Below are 19,013 nucleotides of genomic sequence, written 5' to 3'. Positions count from 1 at the left end.
CTGAGACTCATCCGGATTTAATCTATTCTTTGTACGCATAAATAAACACCAACCAATATAGTTTATACGTCTATTATAACGCACTTTTGCGATTGGTGTTGTTTATTCCGTCTAAGAAAAAAAACAATCTCTTCTATCGAATATGAGCTATTGATTGCATATATTGATAGGATTTGGCAGGAGGGTGAGTCTAAATGATCTCTTTTTATACCGAAAGAAACGCCCCAGGCGAGAAATCAGGCGAAAAAAGAGATCTCAAGCTTTTGCCGAGATCTCTGTGTGATGTGACCGGCGATTAGCCGTTAATGATTTCTCCTCCATTGACATGCAGCACTTGTCCAGACACATAGGAGGAATCATCTGACGCTAAATATACGTAGCTCGGAGCAAGCTCCGCCGGTTGTCCGGGACGTCCCATCGGGCTGTCGGTGCCGAATTTCGTTACCTCGCTGGCAGGGAAGGAAGCCGGGATTAATGGCGTCCAAATCGGACCTGGAGCAACGGCATTAACGCGGATCCCTTTTGAGACAAGGTTTTCGGAGAGTGAACGGGTCAAGGCGACGATCGCTCCTTTCGTTGCCGAATAATCCATCAGTACCGGCATGCCGCGGTAGGCGGTAATCGAAGCGGTGTTGATGATCGTGCTGCCCTTTTTTAAATGAGGCATCGCCGCTTTAATGAAATGAAAAATCGAGAAAATATTTGTCTTAAACGTACGCTCCATTTGCGCGGTGCTTATATCTTCGATTTTTTCCTGAAAGTGCTGCTCCGCCGCGTTGTTAATCAGACAATCGAGTTTGCCGAATCGCTCGATTGTCTGCTTGACAGCCTGCTGACAAAATTGCTCATCGCCCACATCTCCGGCTATCAGCAGACAGGAGCGTCCATAGCCCTCGACGGCAGCTTTTGTCTGGTTCGCATCCTCGTGTTCATCAAGATAAACAATTGCCACGTCTGCTCCTTCCTTGGCGCAAGCAATTGCGGCAGCTCGCCCGATTCCACTGTCTCCGCCAGTCAGAAGGATAACTTTATTCAGCAGCTTCCTGCTGCCTTGATAGTTCGGGTCATCGTAAATCGGAGCCGGAGTCATCTGATGCTCGAATCCCGGCTGCCGCTCCTGCTCCTGAGCTGGCTGCCCCTTCTGTTGCAAACTGTGAACTTTATTATATTCCATTCCTCATCACTCCTCTTCATCTCTACCTTTAGAATGTCTTATAAGAGGATAAATAACCGAAAATAAAAGAGATAAACGTAGCCGATCAAAAAAGGGTGAACTTCCCTTTTTTGATCGGCGAAAAGCCAGCGGAGCCGTTGCCGGATTTTAAAGGTCAGGCCGAGTGGGTTTGTCGACCTGACCGAGCAACGAGCAGAGCGGGTTAAAAGGGTGAACTTCCCTTTTTTGATCGGCGAAAAGCGAGCGGAGCCGTTGCCGGGTTTTAAAGGTCAGGCCGAGTGGGTTTGTCGACCTGACCGAGCAACGAGCAGAGCGGGTTAAAAGGGTGAACTTCCCTTTTTTGATCGGCGAAAAGCCAGCGGAGCCGTTGCCGGATTTTAAAGGTCAGGCCGAGTGGGTTTGTCGACCTGACCGAGCAACGAGCAGAGCGGGTTAAAAAGGGTGAACTTCCCTTTTTTGATCGGCGAAAAGCCAGCGGAGCCGTCACGGACTTGTGGCGAGTGCAGCCGTTGTCAGGGTGGCCACTGCCTTTTTCAAGCGACTTACTTAACTACTACCTATTATTGCACTCTGCACGTTTACACAGTAAAATAACACAAATTAGGGAGGCTGATACAGATGATTCGATATCCATTTTTAAACGAGGGGGCAACAATTGGCGTAACAGCGCCCTCCTCTGGCGTAAAAGCCGAATTACATCAGTTGCTCAGGCTTTCTTTCGAGCGTCTGGAGGCACAAGGGTTCCATGTTGTCAGTGGAGAAACGATCTGGACTCAAAATAAGGCAAAGTCTTCTCCTGCTATCGTACGTGCTAATGAATTGAACAAAATGATGAGAGATGAGCAGATCGGGATGATCATCCCGCCATGGGGTGGTGAACTTTTGATCGAAATTCTTGAACATCTTGATTTTGCTCATTTCAAAAGCAAATGGGTACTAGGGTATTCGGATACGAGTACCCTGCTGCTGGCCATAACAGTAAAAACAGGGATTGCTACTGCTCACGGAGCCAATCTTGTTGATTTACGGGGAGAGTTTTCAGATGAGACAACTGCCAAGTGGAAAGCCGCCTTAGCAACTAAGACAGGTGGATCAATCATCCAATATTCATCAGAAACATATCAAAAGGAATGGAACCATTCTGCTCCTTCGCCTTGTGTCTTTCATCTAACAGAACAAACATATTGGAAAGCTGTTCCCGATGCAGATGTCACCATACAGGGGCGTTTGCTTGGTGGATGTGTCGATGTGATCAGACATTTGATTGGAACACCATTTGGTGATGTCCCACAATTTCAAAGAAGGTCTCTTCATAATGAGCCGATTTTATGGTATTTGGAGAATTGCGAGCTGTCGACAACCGATTTACGCAGATCGCTCGTGCAAATGAAATTAGCAGGCTGGTTTGACAATTGTTCGGGGCTTCTTTTTGGCAGAAGCCCCGCCAATCAACCTGTTGACAATTATACAGTGAAAGATATGTATCGTGAGCTTCATGAGGAGTTACAAGTGCCGATTATTTATGATATTGATTGCGGCCATATGCCACCGCAACTGACTTTTATTAACGGCGCGTACGCTGAAGTTAAAGTGAAAGACGGAAAAGCAGTGGTCAAGCAATCTTTTAAACAGTAATTATGCTTTTCTGTTAATGTAAAAGCCCGTTGTGAGAAGTAGTGTCTCACAACGGGCTTGTGTCGAGTGCAGGGATTCAATAAGTTGTTTTCCAAAAGGAACGGATTACGCAGCTGTCCTACTGAAATCGTTGCCTGCACGGCGATGGGCCAAAAGGATCTTTCGGGCATACCAACAGGCAGTGATAAGCGTAATTGCCCCGCCAATGAGCAAGGAAAGCTGATAAGGCAAGGCAAAGCCTTCAGGAGCATAGAAGACGTATGTGGAAACGACGCCGGTCATAAAGAGAGCAGGTACGCCGCATAGCCAGTGCCATTTTCCATGCTGCAGCAAATACATCGCCCCTGTCCAAAGCATGACTGTCGCGACAAGCTGATTCGTCGCTCCGACATAGCGCCAGAGAAAGGAATAATCAATCGTTGCCAGAAAGACCGTTGGAATCGCCACAGGAATCAAAGCGAGCAGGATGCCCTTCTTGCCACGTACTTTTGCGAACTTGCCAAGCAGCTCAGCGAGCATCATTCGTGATGAACGCAGGGCGGTATCTCCAGTTGTAATAGGCAATATAATGACCCCGAGAACAGCCAGGATTCCGCCTAATGTGCCGAGAAGGCTTGTCGAAATTTCATTTACGACCCCGCTTGGTCCACCAACAGCCAACGCTTCCTGGAGGCCGCCGGTATTGCCAAAGAACGTCATTCCGGCAGCGGCCCAGATTAACGCGATCACGCCTTCGAGCACCATCGCGCCATAAAAGACTTTTCGCCCGTCTGATTCACGCTTTAATGTTCGGGCAATAATCGGGCTCTGTGTACTGTGAAAGCCGGAAATAGCGCCACAGGAAATTGTCACCATCAGCAGCGGCCAGATCGGCAGCTCTTCGGGGTGGAGGTTTTGCAGCGTCAGATTCGGGATCGAATGATCGGAAAACAGTAAAGCGCCTCCGATCGCCGCCGCCATAAACAGTAAAATCGCGCCGAGAATCGGGTAAATCCTGCCGATCACGCGATTGATTGGCAAAACAGCCGCAGCGATAAAATATAAAAAAATAACAGCTAACGCAACGGAAAATGACAGTGGTGTGATCTGGGCGATCAGCTGGGCCGGACCAGCCGTAAAAGCCGCCGCTACAAGAATCATCAGTACAATCGAGACGATATTAATAACGCGTCGCATCCCGTTTCCTAAATAGCGGCCGACAAGCGAAGGAAATTGAGCTCCGTTGTGACGCAAGGAAAGCATTCCTGAGAAGTAATCATGCACGGCGCCGGCAAACAGGCAGCCGATGACAATCCAGATAAAAGCGACAGGTCCGTATAAAGCGCCGGAGACAGCTCCGAAAATCGGACCTAATCCGGCGATATTTAGCAGTTGAATCAAGTTTCCCTTCCACCAGCTCATCGGAGCATAATCGACAGGGTCTTGATTTGTATAAGCAGGGGTAGGGGTCTGGTCATTAATGCCAAACACGCGTTCAACAACTTTAGAGTAAATGAGATACCCTACCACTAATAGAATAATAGAACCGAGAAACGTGACCATAATAGAATCCTCCAATTTTTCTGAAAAATGAACAGTAATAGTATTGTAACGATATCTGACAAACAGTGCAATGCTATTTCAGAAAAAAGAAAGGAGGACAAAAATAAAAACGCTTTCAAAAGGATAGAAGGCGTTTACATGGAAAATATTATATTAATAAAATAAAAACCACCCCGCCAGCAAAGCTTTATAGCTTTTAGGTGGAGTGGTTATTGAGTCATCATAAAAAGCAGCGGTCATCTTGCACGAAAGCGGTCAGGGAGACGGATTGTTCCCGTTCGCTATTGGGTGCAGACGTCACGCGCTGCCTGAGAATGTATCAAAGGAAACACCTCGATACATCCCATTCTGGGTAAGACTTATTCGTTTACTGCGTCTTTCAATTGCTTACCAGGCTTGAATGCTGGATTCTTTGTTGCAGGAATTTCAATTTCCTGTCCTGTTTGCGGATTGCGACCTTTACGAGCGGAGCGCTCACGTACTTCAAAGCTACCGAAGCCAACAAGCTGCACTTTGCCACCTTCAACAAGCGCGTTTGTGATGCTGTCGAATACTGCGTCTACTGCTTTTGAAGCATCCTTTTTAGAAAGGTCTGCCTGCTCAGAAACTGCATTAATTAGATCTGTTTTGTTCACGAAAAAAACTCCCTTTCATACCTTGTTTTGAAAAATACTCCTTACTGAATTAGAAGAAGTATTTATTCTTCGTTTTTTATAGCTTACTCTTATGTAAATAAACTATAAAGCGCCGCAACTAAATTTACTCATGAAAGCCTTGTAGTGTCAAGCCTTTGAATAGAAATTAAAGCATTTTAACCCATAATTTTCACGCTTTTTGACAATTGAGGATGTTTTTTGCGGTTATTTGAGCAGAAAAACGAGAATTAAATACCAAAAAATTCAAATTGCTAAACCGGATAATCACCAGCTTACCGGGGACGGGACTAGAAAGAATCTAGTTGTTTGTGATACAGTTTAGTATGATTTACATAACCCCGTAATAGAAAGTGGAGGACAATGTGAAGAAGCTATTTTATCGAGCATGTATTGAACTGACCAATCAACGACTATTATCGAGAATATTACGTGCATTTTCACGATCTAAAATAAGCCGCAGGCTGATCCCGTCCTTTGTTAAAACCTATCAGTTGAATGAGGAGGAAATGGGACGCCCGGTTTCTGAATACTCGCATCTGCATGACCTGTTTATCCGGACATTGAAGCCGGGAGCGCGCCCGATTGACCTTGATGCCAGAAGCGTGATTAGTCCTGTCGACGGAGCAGTTGCTCAGGTCGGCCAACTTGAGGAAAAGACGTGTTTTTATGTAAAGGGACAAAAGTATAATATCGTCGAAATGCTCGGCAGTCAGGAGGCGGCAGGGCGTTACCGCGACGGGATGTACATTATCCTGTATTTAAGCCCGAAGGATTATCATCGTATACATAGTCCTGTCGATGGTGTCGTCAGGAAGCAATGGTCGCTTGGGGGACGCTCCTACCCGGTGAATGAAGCGGGTTTGCGCTATGGCAGGCGTCCGCTTTCTCGAAATTACCGCATGATTACAGAGTTGCAGGTCGCAGACAAGCAGCTGGCAATCGTCAAGGTCGGGGCAATGAATATTAATACGATTGAATGGACTCATCAATCAACGGAGATAAAGAAAGGGGAGGAAATTGCCTATTTTTCATTTGGCTCGACGGTCGTTCTTTTGGCGGAAAAGGGCTTACTCGTCCCGGATAGCGTGGCTGACATCGGCAGCATTCAAATGGGCGCTAGGCTGGCCATGAAGGAGGAAAAGGAACGATGAGACTGTTAACCCATGTCGCGCAACGAATCGTCAATGAAGTCAACCAGGTCCTTTCAGAAGAAGTGATTGTCATGAATCGGGAGGGGACGATCATCGCCGCCAGCGACCGGAGCCGGATCGGCTCCTTTCATCAGGGCGGAAAAGAAGTGATCACAACGGAACAGAAGTTGCTCATAACGGAAAAAGAAACCGAGCGACTGCAAGGGGTAAAGGTCGGACTGAATTTGCCGATCCGTTTCCAGCAAAAAGTGATTGGCGCTGTTGGGATTACCGGCTCTAAGTCGGGTGCAGCTTTGCATGGGGAGCTGATCCAGCGGCTGACAGAACTAATCATTGAAGAGGCCTACGCTGCGGAGAAGCTTGATTCTGAGCTGCGCGGACTGGAAACATTTGTCTATGAGTGGCTGCATACGGAGACGGTGACAGCCGAGCTGCAGGACCGCGGCTATATTCTCGGTATTGAAATGAGTGAGGCGCGCTACTGTGTGCTGCTACAGCTGTGGCAGCAGCAGGAGGAAGCAATGGAGCCCGGCGTTGAAATTGATGTGCTGGAAACGATTCGCTCTGTTTTTCCGAATGAACAAAAGGATGTGCTTGTCCGCTGGGGGAGGGGGAGGTTTGCCTTGCTTGCTTCCGCCAAACAGCATAGCCGTCACGGTCTCGCGCAGGAGCTGTTAACCTTATCGCGCAAAATAAAGGAAAAATACCATCTCGGCTTGCGGGCTGGGATCAGTAGACAGCAGCCTGACCCGTTGCAGATGAATCTTGCTTACCGTGAAGCCCAGCAGGCACTCGCGGTCAAAAAGGCGGAAGAGCCGATTATTTTCTATGATACGTTTATCCTTGAGGTCGTGCTCGCCGAAGCAAAGCCTGAAACAAGGCAGCACATCATCGACAAAGCACTTGGGCAGCTCCAGGGGGAAACGGAACTGATCGAGACGTTGCAGGCATACTTTACTCATCAGCTCTCGATTAAGGAAACGGCGACCGCCTTGCATATTCATATCAATACCCTTCATTACAGGCTGAAACGCATTCAGGAGCTGTCTGGCTGTCAGCTGAAGGAAACGAAGGATCTCGTGGCGCTTTTTATCGCATTATGGTATTTCAAGGAACAGTCATTTAGATAAGAATACAATGAAATGTTTAGTAACCGCTTTATTTTTGTGTTTTCGAACATAGAAGGAGCGGTTTTTTTCCTTTATAATACATGTATAAACACTCAAGCTGTTTTGCTTGATTGAGGGAGAGTGAAAGAATGCTGCAGGAAGAAGTGAAACAGAAGCTGATTGACATTGTCGGGGAAACGAATGTGCTCGATTCAGAGGAGGATCTTGTCGTTTATTCCTATGATGCTACGCCAAATTTTCAGGCGATGCCGGATGCGGTTGTGAAGCCGCGGGATAAATATGAAATTCAGAAGATTGTGAAAGTCTGTAATGAACATAAAGTGCCGATCGTGCCGCGGGGATCGGGAACGAATCTTTGCGCCGGCACCTGTCCACTTGAAGGCGGAATTGTTCTGTTGTTCACTTATATGAACAATATTTTGGAAATTGATGAGGATAATTTGACGGTCACGGTTCAGCCGGGCGTGATAACGCTGAATTTAATTGAAGCGGTGGAGGAGAAGGGACTTTTTTACCCGCCGGATCCCAGCTCAATGAAAATTTCAACGATTGGCGGAAATATTAACGAAAATTCAGGTGGACTGCGTGGGCTGAAATATGGCGTGACACGTGATTATGTCATGGGTCTGGAGTTTGTTCTGCCAAACGGCGAGCTGATCCGCACTGGAGGAAAGCTGGCGAAGGACGTTGCCGGCTATGACTTTACTCGTCTGATGGTCGGTGCTGAAGGCACACTGGGAATCATCACGGAGGCGACGCTGAAGCTTATTCCGATTCCGGAGACGAAGAAGACGATGCTCGCTCTGTTCGACAGCCTGGAGGGGGCCGGAGAAGCCGTTTCGGCGATCATTTCGAATAAGATTATTCCGGCCACGCTTGAGTTTCTTGATCAGGGGACGTTGGAAGTCGTCGAGGAGTTCGCCAAGATCGGCCTGCCGACCAATGTCGGGGCGGTGCTGTTAATTGAGCAGGATGGACCACTCGAGGTCGTAGAGCGCGATATTGAACGGATTGTTGCGATCTGTGAGCAGTCTCACGCCCTATCGGTTCAGGTCGCGCAAACACCGGAGGAAGGAATGGCCCTTACGACGGCGCGGCGTTCTGCGCTATCCGCCCTTGCCCGCAAGAAGCCGACGACAATTCTTGAGGATGCGACTGTGCCACGCTCGAAGGTGGCGGAGATGGTCAGAGCGATCAATGAGATTGCCGAGAAGTATCAGGTGGAAATCTGTACGTTCGGACATGCCGGAGACGGCAATCTTCATCCAACCTGTATGACCGATGCCCGCAATGAAGAGGAGATTCACCGGGTCGAAGAAGCCTTTGCCGAAATATTTGCCAAGGCGATTGCGCTTGGCGGAACGATTACGGGTGAGCATGGAGTCGGCGTCATGAAATCACCATATCTGGCCTGGAAGCTCGGAGAGGAAGGCGTGGAGGCAATGAAGACGCTGAAGCTTGCTTTTGATCCGAATAATATTATGAATCCTGGAAAAATGTTCGCCAAGGAGACAAAGAAACGGGTGGTGGTGCAACGATGACGACGAAGCAGGAGGAAACGGTAAAAGCGTTTCAGGAGCGGATGGACTATGATGAACTGATGAATTGTATGAGATGCGGCTTTTGTTTACCGTCTTGTCCAACCTATGGAGAAACCGATCAAAATGAAGCGGCTTCCCCACGTGGTAGGATTGCCCTGATGAAGGCCGTTGTCGATGGCAAGAAGGCCCCTGACGAGGATTTTGAACGTCAGCTTAATCTATGTCTCGGTTGCCGCGCTTGTGAGCCAGCGTGCCCGTCAGGCGTGAAATACGGCCATCTGCTTGAAGAGGCGCGCGATATTTTAAATGAGCATAAAAAGCACAGCCTGCCCGCCAAGGTGCTGCGTAAAACGGTATTTGATGGTCTGTTCCCTCACCAAAACCGGATGCGTACGGTGAACAATATGCTCTGGCTCTATCAAAAAAGCGGGCTGCAAAAGGTGGTCAGAGGTTCTAAGCTGTTGAACATCATGCCGGGGGAAATGGCGACGATGGAAAGGGTGCTGCCTGAAATCGCCTCGCCAAAAGAATTGAAAAATCGTCCGCATCATGTCAAGCCGGCCGGAACGGTGAAAAAGAAGGTCGCATTCTTTTCGGGCTGTCTAATGGACACGATGTTTATGAAAACCAATGATTCGACGTTATATTTGCTGGAGAAAGCAGGTTGTGAAGTTGTCATTCCGCAGTCGCAAAATTGCTGCGGTGCGCTGCACGCTCATTCCGGTGAAAAGGAAACGGCGAAGGAGCTGGCGAAAAAGAATATTCGCGCCTTTGAAGAAGAACAAGTCGATTATATTATTTCCAATGCAGGCGGCTGCGGTGCGCTGCTAGTGGAATATGATCATTTGCTTGGCGATGATCCGGAATGGAAGGAAAGAGCGCGGCATTTTGCTGAAAAGGTGAAAGATATTTCGGCGGTTTTACTAGAGCTTGGTCTGCCGGCGATGAAGCTGCCTGAGCAGGTCGTCACGTACCAGGATTCCTGTCATTTGCGCAATGTGATGGGAGGAGGGGCTTCACCGCGGGCGCTTTTAAAGCAAATTGAGGGCGTCACCTTCCGGGAAATGAAGGAAGCCGACCGCTGCTGCGGCTCAGCAGGGATCTACAACATTGTCCAGCCGGAGATGTCGATGCAAATCATCGACCATAAAATGGTTCATGCCAAGGCGACAGAAGCGACGACAATCGTCACGGCCAATCCGGGTTGTCTGCTGCAAATGAAGGTCGGAATTGAACGTGAAGGGCTGTCAGACAGCGTCAAAGCGGTCCATATCGTTGATTTGCTTGCTGACGCGGTTAAAGAAGCGGAAAAGGCAGAAGCTGTAGCTGATAACAGCTGAACATAAGGTAAGCGAAAAGCAAAGAGGCTGGGATAAAAGGTAGTTTTTTTACCTTTTGCCCAGCCTCTAAGCAATGAGCGGAACGGCCACGATCTTTTAAAGCCCGTTGTGAGTGGGTTCCTCACAACGGGCTTGTGGCGTGTGAAGCCATTGCCAGTAGGACAATAGCTAGTGTTGTCTCAAGCTCTTGACACGAAGCGAAATTTTATTGTGTCTGCTTCACTTTCTGCTCATACATTTCTTTTAAATCATCATTCGACTCCGGGTCTGCAAGAGGAACTCCCGTCTTGTAAGCGGAACGTCCAATTAACAGTCCGGCTATGGGAGCTGTCAAGAAAACGAACAGAATCGTTAACAAGAATTTACTGATAAATTCTCCATGAACGAGGAGAAAGAAAAGGAATGTTGCAATCATGATGGACACGACGCCGAGCGTTGCACTTTTTGTCGCAGCATGGGTTCTGGCGTAAACATCTTTAAACCGGATTAGCCCGATTGAAGCGAGCAGGCTGAGAAAGCCCCCAATTACGACGAAAAAGCTGACAATGATTTCAATCGCGTTCAAAAACAACACCCCTCTCAATAAATTTAGATAAAGCTACCGTTCCGATGAAGCCGAGAATCGCAATGACGAGAAGCACTTCTGAATAAGCGAGTGTATCTTGTAAAATCATCACGATCCCGATAAAGCCGATCAGATTGATGCCAAAGGAGTCGAGGGCGACGATTCTGTCCGGGATCGTCGGCCCGATAATCGTCCGGATAAAACAGACGAATAAGGAAAGCGACATAATAACGAGCACAACATACAGGATTGTTTGAAACATTATTTCGTCACCTCCATAATCGCACGCTCAAACGTTTGATGAATCTGTTTAATCATCGCTTCCTTGTCTGGCACATGGAGGGCATGGATGTAAATATATTTGTTATCATCGGAAAAATCCATCGACAGCGTACCTGGTGTCAGTGAAATAAGCGCGGCCAGCAGTGTCAATTCCCAATCTGTTTTGAGCCTGGTCGGCACCGCGATAATACCTGACTGAATATCCATCTTCGGACTGAGCACAATTTTAATAACATCGATATTCGCTAACAGAAGTTCCTTGATAAACAGGACAATCAACTTCAATACAGCCCAGACACGGAAAAAATAGAAATCAAATTTCAAGAATCGCCTCAATACGTAGAGGATGAGGATCCCGATGACATAACCGATGATAAAGTTATTTCCTGTAAAGCTGTTTGACAGGGACATCCAGATGAGCGCGATGACAATATTTAAGATGATTTGAAAGGCCATAGCAACTACTCCTTAAGAACAGATTCGATATAAATCGATGGGTCTAGGATTTGTTCAGCAACTTGCAGTGAATAGACGAAAATAGGCTCTGCGGCAAAGCCGAGAATGATCGTCAATGCTACAAGTGGAACGATCGGTAAAAGAAGTGTACCAACTTTGAACTTGGCCTGCTCTTCCGTATGCTTTTGCTCTCCCCAGAATGCATAGTTGAAAATTTTGATCATGGAGAACAAGGTCAAAAGACCGACAGCAAGGGCTACAATTGCAATAATATAATTTCCTTCCTCGAAGCCCGCGACAATGATTGGAAACTTACTAAAAAATCCACTTAAAGGCGGGATTCCGGCAAGGGAAATTGCAGTAATAAAGAACAGCCATGCCAGATATGGATGAGTTTTCAATAAGCCGCCCATCTTCTTTAAATCTGTTGTGCCGGTGATTCGCTCCGTGGCGCCTGCAAACAGGAATAAGGCTGATTTAACGATAATGTGGTGAGAAATATAGTAAATCGCACCAGCGACGGCAAGCTGCGAATAAATACCGAGCCCCATCACCATATATCCAACCTGACTAATGATGTGGTAGGAGAGAATCCGTTTAAAATCAAATTGGGCTACGGCGCCGAGTACACCAAACAGCATCGTAAAGCCGGCAATAATCAGGATGAGCATATGGGTAAAATCAGGGTCATGGGTAAAGATTAACGTAAACGACCGGATAATCGCATAGATACCTACTTTTGTTAACAAGCCCCCAAATAAGGCCGCAATCGCTGCCGGCGGACCATAATATGAGCGTGGAAGCCAGAAGTATAGCGGGAACAAGCCACCCTTCATCGCAAATACAACGAAAAAGAGTACGGCGATAACATTTAAGATGCCAACTTGTTCAAGCTCTGCCACACGTTCGGCAATGTGAGCCATGTTTAATGTCCCTGTTACGGAGTAAATGTAAGCTACTCCCACGAGGAAAAGAATCGAAGCAAAGATGTTGATAACAACATACTTAAATGACTCACGGAGCTGATATTTTGTTCCCCCTTGTACGATAAGAATATAGGAGGCGATCAGCATCACTTCAAAGAAGACAAACAGGTTAAACAAGTCGCCAGTCAGAAAGGCCCCGTTTACTCCCGCCAACAGGAAGAAATAAAACGGATAGAAGTAAAATTTCTCTCGCTCTGAGGAAATGGTCTGGAAAGCAAAGAACAGACAAACGACTCCGACTAGACTGGCTAAAATGACCATCATCGTCGCGAACATATCAGCGACAAGCACGATACCAAATGGTGCAGGCCAGTTCCCCATCTCAAGAACCGTGATACCTTCCTGATACACATATACCGCGAGATAAACCGCGACAAGCAGCATTGCAATCGTTGTAAATCCACTGATAACGCGCTGAAGCTTATGGCGTTTAGCGAACAGGATGAGAACCGTACCAACAATCAGTGGGATTAAAACCGGTAGTATGACTATGTTATTCATCAGCAGATCCCCTTAACTGGTCTAAATCATCTGTCTTATGTACTTTATAAGTCCGGTAACCTAGTACGAGCAAGAAAGATGTGACCCCAAAACTAATAACAATGGCTGTTAAAATAAGCGCCTGTGGCAATGGATCGGTGTAAGCCTCAGAATCGAGATTTAACAGCGGTGACGAGCCTCTTTGCAGACCTCCCATTGTCAACAGGAGCAAGTGAGCTCCATGTGACAAAATGACGAGACTGAGGATGACCCGTAATAAGCTTTTTGATAAAAGCAAGTAAGTCCCAACGGTGAAGAGGACACCGATTGCGACGATCATTAGAATCTCCATTACTTATCATCCTCCGCAATCGTTAAAATTATCGTTAACGCGATGCCGACGACAACGAGGTAAACGCCAAGGTCGAACGGAAGCGTTGTTGTCAAACCAGCCTCGCCTAAAATCGGCGCCGGGTAATACTCAAAGAAGTGAGTCAAAAACGGGTAGCCCAAAAGCATGGTCGATACACCTGTTCCAATCGCAATTAACAGGCCGACGGCGATAACGGTCGTAAAGTTAAAAGGAATGGCCGTCTTCATGCTTTTCATATCAAACCCGAGGTACATAAGGAGCAAGGCACTGGCTGTCATTAATCCTCCAATGAATCCTCCGCCGGGATTATTATGACCGGCGAAGAATAAAAAGATAGAGAAGGAGAGGATGATAAACGTCAGAATCCTTGTCATCGTATGGAGCATAACTTCATTTGATCTTACTTGTTTCATACATCTTCCCTCCCTGTAAATCGAAGCTTGATCAGAGCAACCACTCCAAGCGCGGCAATACCGAGAACGAGAATTTCAAGCAAAGTATCGAGACCACGGAAATCAACGAGAATGACGTTGACCATGTTGTAGCCACCGGCAAGCACTTTTGAGTTGGCGATATAATACTCTGATAATGATTCGAAATTCGCCTCGTGACCGAGGGCGAAGGAACTAAAGGCAATCGCCATCACGAGCCCGCCAACCCCGATCGAAATGAAGAAGTTAACGAGGTTGAAGCGCGGTTGGAATCGTTCTTTCCGCATTTCAGGCAAGTGATAGAATGCCAGCATAAACAGAACAACGGTTACGGTTTCGACAAGAAGCTGGGTTAAGGCGAGATCCGGCGCGCGGAAGACCACGAAAAATAGCGCAAGCAGGAACCCGACGACCCCGACAACGATAACGACGGTGATCCGGTTATTAATAAATGGAATGGCGATTGTCGCTGCGATAAAGACAATCGTCAGCACCCACATGTACGGATCGATCGCCGAAACATTGGCTGTGTCGATGACGAATGCATCATAACGGAACATCGCATAGCTGAAAACGACGATCATAAACACACACATGTAGACAAAATAATCACGAAGCAATCCTGTCATTTGCAGACGCGTCACAACCTGTGATCCTTTAATGACACCCTCAAGTCCGTTGTCATAAAACCAATTCAACGGATCGCGTTCTTTTAAATAGAAGGACATTTGTGCCCATTTTCTCATTGTCAACACAACGAGTGTACCGAAAAGGATGACCCCGATTGTCATAAACAACTCAAGGTTAAAACCGTGCCAATGGTAAATATCGACCTTAAAGACTTCGCCCTCGGCAAGCAGTGTTGGAAGAATGGCTTCCATTGCCGGATTGATTAACGTATAGGCGAGCAAGTTCGGAAATAAACCAAAGATTACGACGAGGGAACCGAGAATAATTGGGCTGATTAACATACCGATTGGAGCTTCGTGAACCTTGACGTCGTATTTTTCCGGCTTAAATGGTCCTGTAAAGGTTTTGAAAAAGAGAATCGCGCAATAAGCAAACGTGAAGATACTGGCAATCCAAGCAAGGACAGGAAAGAGAAGACCCCATGTCTGCATATTGAAAATATCTAATTCTGACGCATTTAAGACACCCGTAAAGAACATCTCTTTACTTAAGAAGCCGTTAAATGGCGGCAGCCCGGCCATGGAAGCAAGTCCAATTAAGGAAATCGTAAAGGTGATCGGCATGATCGTCATTAAGCCACCCAGATTACGAATATCACGAGTGCCGGTCTCATGATCGATAATCCCGGCCGTCATAAACAGGCTTCCTTTAAAGGTCGCATGGTTAATTAAATGGAAGATCGCCGCCAAAATGGCAATTGTATACATTTCCGTGTCAGTCCCGTCGCTGTAGTATAAGGAAGCAGAACCAAGACCGAGCAAACACATAATTAAGCCAAGCTGACTGACCGTAGAGAAGGCTAAAATCCCTTTCAGGTCTTTTTGCCTAACTGCTGAGATGGACCCCCAGCATAAGGTGACAATCCCGAACCCGGCAAGCAGCCAAAACCATTCAGGAGCTCCGCCGAAAACAGGCGTCAAGCGCGCGACTAAATAAATTCCGGCCTTGACCATTGTCGCCGAGTGAAGGTAGGCACTGACTGGAGTCGGTGCTTCCATCGCGTCAGGCAGCCAAATATGAAACGGAAACTGGGCCGACTTTGTAAACGCGCCGAGCAAAATTAACAGCATTGCCGGTAGGAAAAGCGCGCTCGCTGTGACAATATCGACATTGTCAATGATTTCACGAATGCTGAATGAGCCTGTGATGAGATAGAGCAGAATAAACCCGGCAAGCATCGAAAATCCGCCAAACACTGTAATCAGCATCGACTTTTGAGCACCGTATGTTGATTTCTTGCGATGGAACCAATAGCTGATCAGCAATGAGGAGGCTAAACTGGTAAGTTCCCAAAAGGTGTAAAGCACGATCAGGTTATCGGATAGGACGACCCCGAGCATCGCACCCATGAACATTAGCAAGTAAACATAAAAATTATGCAATTTTTCTTTATTTTTCGACAAATAATAAATGGAATAGAGGACAACCAGGGTTCCGATCCCGGTAATGAGCAGGGCAAACAGCAAGCTAAGCCCGTCTAAATACACATTAAAATGAATGCCGAGAGAAGGCACCCAAGGGACATTATGTGAAATCGTACCTCCATTAGAAGTGATGGGTAATTGCCGAATAAAATAAACAAACAAAACAAGTGGCAAGATTAAAACGAACCACCCGGTATGTATGGATCTTGCGTACTTATACAAAAACGGAATCAAAATAGCTAACAAAAATGGAGAGATTGTAGCCCAATGTAAAACCGTCAACTGACATACCTCCTTCAACGTCAAAAATAGAATGTAATGCAAGGCCCTCTTTCTCCATGACGGACTACTGAATAGAACCACCGTGAGAACTAAAACAAATTATAACCTAAATTCAATAGACATGCATCCTTCGTATCTGTTTGGCTTGGGATGTTTTTCATTCTAAGTTAAATATGTAGAAAAAGGACCAAAAAACCTAGATTTTTTTTCTGAATAGAGAAAATGTGAAGAAATTTTAACAGTTTAATGAACGAGTCCGGAATGGCAGCAGTGTATATTTTGTCATAAAACACGCCATGCTATGAGGAGAGAAGGAAAGAAAACTCTTCCAACTGGAGTGACGAACGAATGAGTAATAAAAAAAAGGGGACCGTTGCGGCCAGTATTTTTACGGTGCTGCTAGTAGCGGGCTGGGTCGCGAACGAATGGAATCAACGGTTAATCGATGAAAAGGGATTGGATCCTTCTAATCAGATATTAATCCAGGGTGGACAGGAAGTGGAGATCCCACAGGCCGTTCCGTTTAAACCACGGGAGTATATACGTATTGCCCCCCGTTAACGGAAACAGGGTGTGGGTGGATAAACTGTGTAGTACGGAAAGCAAAGACTCCGTACATGAATCAGGGGAGGTATCCCCAAAGCTGACGTCAGCTTTGGGGATACCTCCCCTTTTTAAGAGGACATTTTAATTTTATCGGTAAGGGAGCGCTTTACAATTTCCTGGTAAATTAACTCGATAAAGTCTTCGTTAAGTTCTAAATCAATCGCTTTGAAATATGTCTCAAGGAGTAATTCGTTTGAAAGGTTGTCCATTTGGATCCCGCTCAGGGTAGCTGGAGCAGGTTTCACCTCCTTATAAATAGATGTAGAAAACGGGTATATTTATTTACGTCATTTCATATGGTAGTAAGTTGTTCATATCCTTTGTACTTCCTATCCTACCATGAGTTGTAAAATAGAACAACTGTTCGATTTATCCACATATCAACGTGGATAACTTGTTGATTGCTTGTACATAAATTTCGAAAAGCTTGATAGAATCTACCTTTAAGCGGTGTATAAAGTTATCCACAGTGTTGAGCGTCATCTGATTTTGTCGAAAAATTTTTAACGTTATAAATTTGCTTGTGAATAAAAATAGGGATATCAATTGAAAATCTTGGACAGGACAGGTATAGTTAAAGTTTGATTAGAAGTCCGTGCAGAAAACAGTAAAGAGGTGTGTACGTTTGTTTACCAAGCTGCTTCCGAATCAATATGAAAAAAGCATTTACAATATTGACATGGATGCTTTGCGCAGAAAAGGCATCAAAGGAGTCATTACAGACCTTGATAATACATTGGTTGAATGGGACCGTCCTGACGCGACGCCAGAAGTACGAGCCTGGTTAAAGCAGCTGAGAGAAGCAGGAATGAAGGTGACGATTGTCTCGAATAATACGAGTAAGCGTGTAAAAGCGTTTGCGGAGCCGGAGGATATTGTGTTTATTCATGCGGCGCGTAAGCCGCAGCGGAGAGCGTTCCGGCAGGCATGTAAAGCAATGGAGCTGGCAAAGGATGAAGTTGTCGTGATCGGCGATCAAATTTTTACTGATGTATTGGGAGGCAACAGGGCCGGGCTGCATACGATTCTTGTCGTGCCGGTTTCGAGTTCTGACGGTTGGGCAACAAGGCTGAACAGAAGAATGGAACGGATTGTATTGAATTGGATGAAAAGACGCGGAATGATTCAGTGGGAGGATGAATAGATGGAAGAACGCCAAATGATATGCTCCGGTTGCGGAGTAGCAGTACAGACTGAGGACAAGGCAGGTTTGGGCTATGCACCGCCTTCTGCCCTAGAGCGCGACGTCCTTACATGTCAGCGCTGTTTTCGCTTGAAGCACTACAATGAGGTGCAGGATGTCGCTCTGACGGATGATGACTTTTTAAAAATATTGAATGGACTTGGTAAAACGGATGCACTGATCGTCAAGATTGTTGATATTTTTGATTTTACAGGAAGCTGGCTTCCGGGTCTGCATCGCTTTGTCGGCGGAAATCCGGTTCTTCTCGTCGGCAATAAAGTCGATTTGCTACCGAAGTCGTTAAACCAAAACCGGCTGGTGAACTGGATGAAAAAATCAGCGAAGGAGCTCGGGATGAAACCTGTTGACGTCATGCTGATGAGCGCGGGCAAAAATCAGGGCGTGGAAGAGGTGGCTGCTGCGATCGATGAATGGCGCGAAGGGAAAGATGTCTATGTTGTCGGTTGTACGAATGTCGGGAAATCAACGTTCATTAATCAAATCATTAAAGCGTTTGGCGGAGATTCCGGGCAACTGATCACGACTTCTTATTTTCCGGGGACGACCCTTGATATGATCGACATTCCGCTTGATGACGGGAGTACATTGTATGATACACCGGGGATTATTAACCATCATCAGATGGCGCATCATGTCGATAAGCAGGAGTTGAAGCTGATCACCCCGAAAAAAGAGATCAAACCGATCAACTTTCAGCTAAACGAGGGACAGACGTTATTTTTTGGCGGTCTGGCACGCTTTGATTTTCTGAAAGGCGAACGAACTTCTTTTACATGCTATTGTTCAAACGACCTTCATATACATCGTACGAAACAGGAAAAAGCGGACCAGCTCTATGAAGAGCATTTGGGAGAACTGTTGACACCGCCAGGGCCTGAAACAAAGGCGGATCTGCCGCCGCTCGTCAAGCACAGCTTTCGCGTGAAGGAAGAGAAGGTCGATATTGTTTTCTCCGGCCTTGGCTGGGTAACGGTGAATGGCACAAATGTCGTGCTTGAAGCCTATGCGCCAAAAGGCGTTGAGGTGTCGATCCGCGAGTCACTTATCTAACTATCAGGAAGAAGC

The 19,013-nt window shown here is 46.5% G+C and carries 19 protein-coding genes; 8 read left to right on the top strand and 11 right to left on the bottom strand.

Annotated features, from left to right (window positions below; translation table 11 throughout):
• Positions 1 to 295: 295 nt before the first annotated feature.
• Positions 296 to 1,174 carry an SDR family oxidoreductase gene (locus M3212_RS12320; protein ID WP_251194278.1) on the bottom strand — a complete coding sequence of 293 codons (879 nt, stop codon included), beginning with the start codon at positions 1,172 to 1,174 and terminating at the stop codon, positions 296 to 298.
• 618 nt (positions 1,175 to 1,792) lie between these two features.
• Here M3212_RS12320 and M3212_RS12315 point away from each other — a divergent pair.
• The gene (locus M3212_RS12315) at positions 1,793 to 2,809 is read left to right on the top strand and encodes a S66 family peptidase (protein WP_251194277.1); all 1,017 of its coding nucleotides are present in this window, start codon (positions 1,793 to 1,795) and stop codon (positions 2,807 to 2,809) included.
• Between the two features lie 105 nt (positions 2,810 to 2,914).
• Here M3212_RS12315 and M3212_RS12310 read toward each other — a convergent pair whose 3' ends face one another.
• Both M3212_RS12310 and M3212_RS12305 read right to left on the bottom strand, forming a co-directional pair.
• The gene (locus tag M3212_RS12310; protein WP_251194276.1) at positions 2,915 to 4,351 is read right to left on the bottom strand and encodes a carbon starvation CstA family protein; all 1,437 of its coding nucleotides are present in this window, start codon (positions 4,349 to 4,351) and stop codon (positions 2,915 to 2,917) included.
• A 359-nt stretch (positions 4,352 to 4,710) separates the two neighbouring features.
• A complete protein-coding gene (locus M3212_RS12305) occupies positions 4,711 to 4,986 on the bottom strand; it encodes an HU family DNA-binding protein (protein ID WP_144450545.1) in 276 nt (91 codons plus the stop codon).
• A gap of 383 nt (positions 4,987 to 5,369) precedes the next feature.
• Between M3212_RS12305 and M3212_RS12300 the strand changes: the two genes are divergently transcribed.
• The 4 genes from M3212_RS12300 to M3212_RS12285 all read left to right on the top strand — a co-directional run bounded on the left by M3212_RS12300 (position 5,370) and on the right by M3212_RS12285 (position 10,169).
• Complete coding sequence (locus tag M3212_RS12300) at positions 5,370 to 6,158, top strand: phosphatidylserine decarboxylase (RefSeq protein WP_251194275.1); 789 nt, start codon at positions 5,370 to 5,372, stop codon at positions 6,156 to 6,158.
• Positions 6,155 to 7,288 carry a CdaR family transcriptional regulator gene (locus M3212_RS12295; protein ID WP_251194274.1) on the top strand — a complete coding sequence of 378 codons (1,134 nt, stop codon included), beginning with the start codon at positions 6,155 to 6,157 and terminating at the stop codon, positions 7,286 to 7,288. Before M3212_RS12300 ends, M3212_RS12295 begins: the two co-directional genes overlap by 4 nt.
• Before the next feature lie 128 nt (positions 7,289 to 7,416).
• Positions 7,417 to 8,829 carry a glycolate oxidase subunit GlcD gene (gene glcD / locus M3212_RS12290; protein ID WP_251194273.1) on the top strand — a complete coding sequence of 471 codons (1,413 nt, stop codon included), beginning with the start codon at positions 7,417 to 7,419 and terminating at the stop codon, positions 8,827 to 8,829.
• A complete protein-coding gene (locus M3212_RS12285) occupies positions 8,826 to 10,169 on the top strand; it encodes a (Fe-S)-binding protein (protein ID WP_251194272.1) in 1,344 nt (447 codons plus the stop codon). The genes glcD and M3212_RS12285 overlap by 4 nt, the downstream gene beginning before the upstream one ends.
• A gap of 205 nt (positions 10,170 to 10,374) precedes the next feature.
• Here the strand turns inward: M3212_RS12285 and mnhG are convergent, their stop codons facing one another.
• From mnhG to M3212_RS12250, 7 genes are read right to left on the bottom strand one after another with little or no spacing between them, the layout of a single operon-like run.
• Positions 10,375 to 10,734: a monovalent cation/H(+) antiporter subunit G gene (gene mnhG, locus M3212_RS12280; protein WP_251194271.1), complete on the bottom strand. Its 360-nt coding sequence runs from the start codon at positions 10,732 to 10,734 to the stop codon at positions 10,375 to 10,377.
• On the bottom strand, positions 10,721 to 10,996 hold the full coding sequence (locus M3212_RS12275) for a Na(+)/H(+) antiporter subunit F1 (RefSeq protein ID WP_251194270.1): 276 nt from the start codon (positions 10,994 to 10,996) through the stop codon (positions 10,721 to 10,723). The genes mnhG and M3212_RS12275 overlap by 14 nt, the downstream gene beginning before the upstream one ends.
• Positions 10,996 to 11,472 carry a Na+/H+ antiporter subunit E gene (locus tag M3212_RS12270; RefSeq protein ID WP_251194269.1) on the bottom strand — a complete coding sequence of 159 codons (477 nt, stop codon included), beginning with the start codon at positions 11,470 to 11,472 and terminating at the stop codon, positions 10,996 to 10,998. Before M3212_RS12270 ends, M3212_RS12275 begins: the two co-directional genes overlap by 1 nt.
• Before the next feature lie 5 nt (positions 11,473 to 11,477).
• Positions 11,478 to 12,959 (bottom strand): Na+/H+ antiporter subunit D, encoded by a 1,482-nt coding sequence (locus M3212_RS12265; protein ID WP_251194268.1) that lies wholly within the window; start codon positions 12,957 to 12,959, stop codon positions 11,478 to 11,480.
• Complete coding sequence (locus tag M3212_RS12260; protein ID WP_251194267.1) at positions 12,952 to 13,290, bottom strand: Na(+)/H(+) antiporter subunit C; 339 nt, start codon at positions 13,288 to 13,290, stop codon at positions 12,952 to 12,954. The genes M3212_RS12265 and M3212_RS12260 overlap by 8 nt, the downstream gene beginning before the upstream one ends.
• On the bottom strand, positions 13,290 to 13,724 hold the full coding sequence (locus tag M3212_RS12255; RefSeq protein WP_251194266.1) for a Na(+)/H(+) antiporter subunit B: 435 nt from the start codon (positions 13,722 to 13,724) through the stop codon (positions 13,290 to 13,292). Before M3212_RS12255 ends, M3212_RS12260 begins: the two co-directional genes overlap by 1 nt.
• The gene (locus tag M3212_RS12250; protein WP_251194265.1) at positions 13,721 to 16,138 is read right to left on the bottom strand and encodes a Na+/H+ antiporter subunit A; all 2,418 of its coding nucleotides are present in this window, start codon (positions 16,136 to 16,138) and stop codon (positions 13,721 to 13,723) included. The genes M3212_RS12255 and M3212_RS12250 overlap by 4 nt, the downstream gene beginning before the upstream one ends.
• Positions 16,139 to 16,486: 348 nt before the next feature.
• On the opposite strand from M3212_RS12250, the gene M3212_RS12245 reads away from it, so the two are divergent.
• A complete protein-coding gene (locus M3212_RS12245) occupies positions 16,487 to 16,699 on the top strand; it encodes a hypothetical protein (protein ID WP_251194264.1) in 213 nt (70 codons plus the stop codon).
• 113 nt (positions 16,700 to 16,812) lie between these two features.
• Here the strand turns inward: M3212_RS12245 and M3212_RS12240 are convergent, their stop codons facing one another.
• Entirely contained in the window at positions 16,813 to 16,953 is a 141-nt protein-coding gene (locus M3212_RS12240; protein WP_251194263.1) for a sporulation histidine kinase inhibitor Sda, read from the bottom strand.
• 386 nt (positions 16,954 to 17,339) lie between these two features.
• On the opposite strand from M3212_RS12240, the gene M3212_RS12235 reads away from it, so the two are divergent.
• Positions 17,340 to 17,888 carry a YqeG family HAD IIIA-type phosphatase gene (locus M3212_RS12235; RefSeq protein ID WP_349774192.1) on the top strand — a complete coding sequence of 183 codons (549 nt, stop codon included), beginning with the start codon at positions 17,340 to 17,342 and terminating at the stop codon, positions 17,886 to 17,888.
• The gene (yqeH, locus tag M3212_RS12230) at positions 17,889 to 18,998 is read left to right on the top strand and encodes a ribosome biogenesis GTPase YqeH (protein WP_251194261.1); all 1,110 of its coding nucleotides are present in this window, start codon (positions 17,889 to 17,891) and stop codon (positions 18,996 to 18,998) included. It abuts the gene before it with no gap.
• The last annotated feature ends 15 nt before the right edge of the window (positions 18,999 to 19,013 follow it).

The sequence above is a fragment of the Halalkalibacter oceani genome (genome assembly GCF_023715705.1).
Taxonomy (GTDB): domain Bacteria; phylum Bacillota; class Bacilli; order Bacillales; family Bacillaceae_D; genus Halalkalibacter; species Halalkalibacter oceani_A.
This window is presented reverse-complemented; position numbering and strand designations above follow the sequence as displayed.

What these genes read in the sequence shown, in the direction of transcription:
- M3212_RS12240 (WP_251194263.1), bottom strand. Translation starts at nt 16,953, where the DNA reads ATGGACAACCTTTCAAACGAATTACTCCTTGAGACATATTTCAAAGCG.
- M3212_RS12320 (WP_251194278.1), bottom strand. Translation starts at nt 1,174, where the DNA reads ATGGAATATAATAAAGTTCACAGTTTGCAACAGAAGGGGCAGCCAGCT.
- M3212_RS12265 (WP_251194268.1), bottom strand. Translation starts at nt 12,959, where the DNA reads ATGAATAACATAGTCATACTACCGGTTTTAATCCCACTGATTGTTGGT.
- M3212_RS12295 (WP_251194274.1), top strand. Translation starts at nt 6,155, where the DNA reads ATGAGACTGTTAACCCATGTCGCGCAACGAATCGTCAATGAAGTCAAC.
- M3212_RS12275 (WP_251194270.1), bottom strand. Translation starts at nt 10,996, where the DNA reads ATGTTTCAAACAATCCTGTATGTTGTGCTCGTTATTATGTCGCTTTCC.
- M3212_RS12245 (WP_251194264.1), top strand. Translation starts at nt 16,487, where the DNA reads ATGAGTAATAAAAAAAAGGGGACCGTTGCGGCCAGTATTTTTACGGTG.
- M3212_RS12310 (WP_251194276.1), bottom strand. Translation starts at nt 4,351, where the DNA reads ATGGTCACGTTTCTCGGTTCTATTATTCTATTAGTGGTAGGGTATCTC.
- M3212_RS12315 (WP_251194277.1), top strand. Translation starts at nt 1,793, where the DNA reads ATGATTCGATATCCATTTTTAAACGAGGGGGCAACAATTGGCGTAACA.
- M3212_RS12285 (WP_251194272.1), top strand. Translation starts at nt 8,826, where the DNA reads ATGACGACGAAGCAGGAGGAAACGGTAAAAGCGTTTCAGGAGCGGATG.
- M3212_RS12255 (WP_251194266.1), bottom strand. Translation starts at nt 13,724, where the DNA reads ATGAAACAAGTAAGATCAAATGAAGTTATGCTCCATACGATGACAAGG.
- M3212_RS12270 (WP_251194269.1), bottom strand. Translation starts at nt 11,472, where the DNA reads ATGGCCTTTCAAATCATCTTAAATATTGTCATCGCGCTCATCTGGATG.
- M3212_RS12260 (WP_251194267.1), bottom strand. Translation starts at nt 13,290, where the DNA reads ATGGAGATTCTAATGATCGTCGCAATCGGTGTCCTCTTCACCGTTGGG.
- yqeH (WP_251194261.1), top strand. Translation starts at nt 17,889, where the DNA reads ATGGAAGAACGCCAAATGATATGCTCCGGTTGCGGAGTAGCAGTACAG.
- glcD (WP_251194273.1), top strand. Translation starts at nt 7,417, where the DNA reads ATGCTGCAGGAAGAAGTGAAACAGAAGCTGATTGACATTGTCGGGGAA.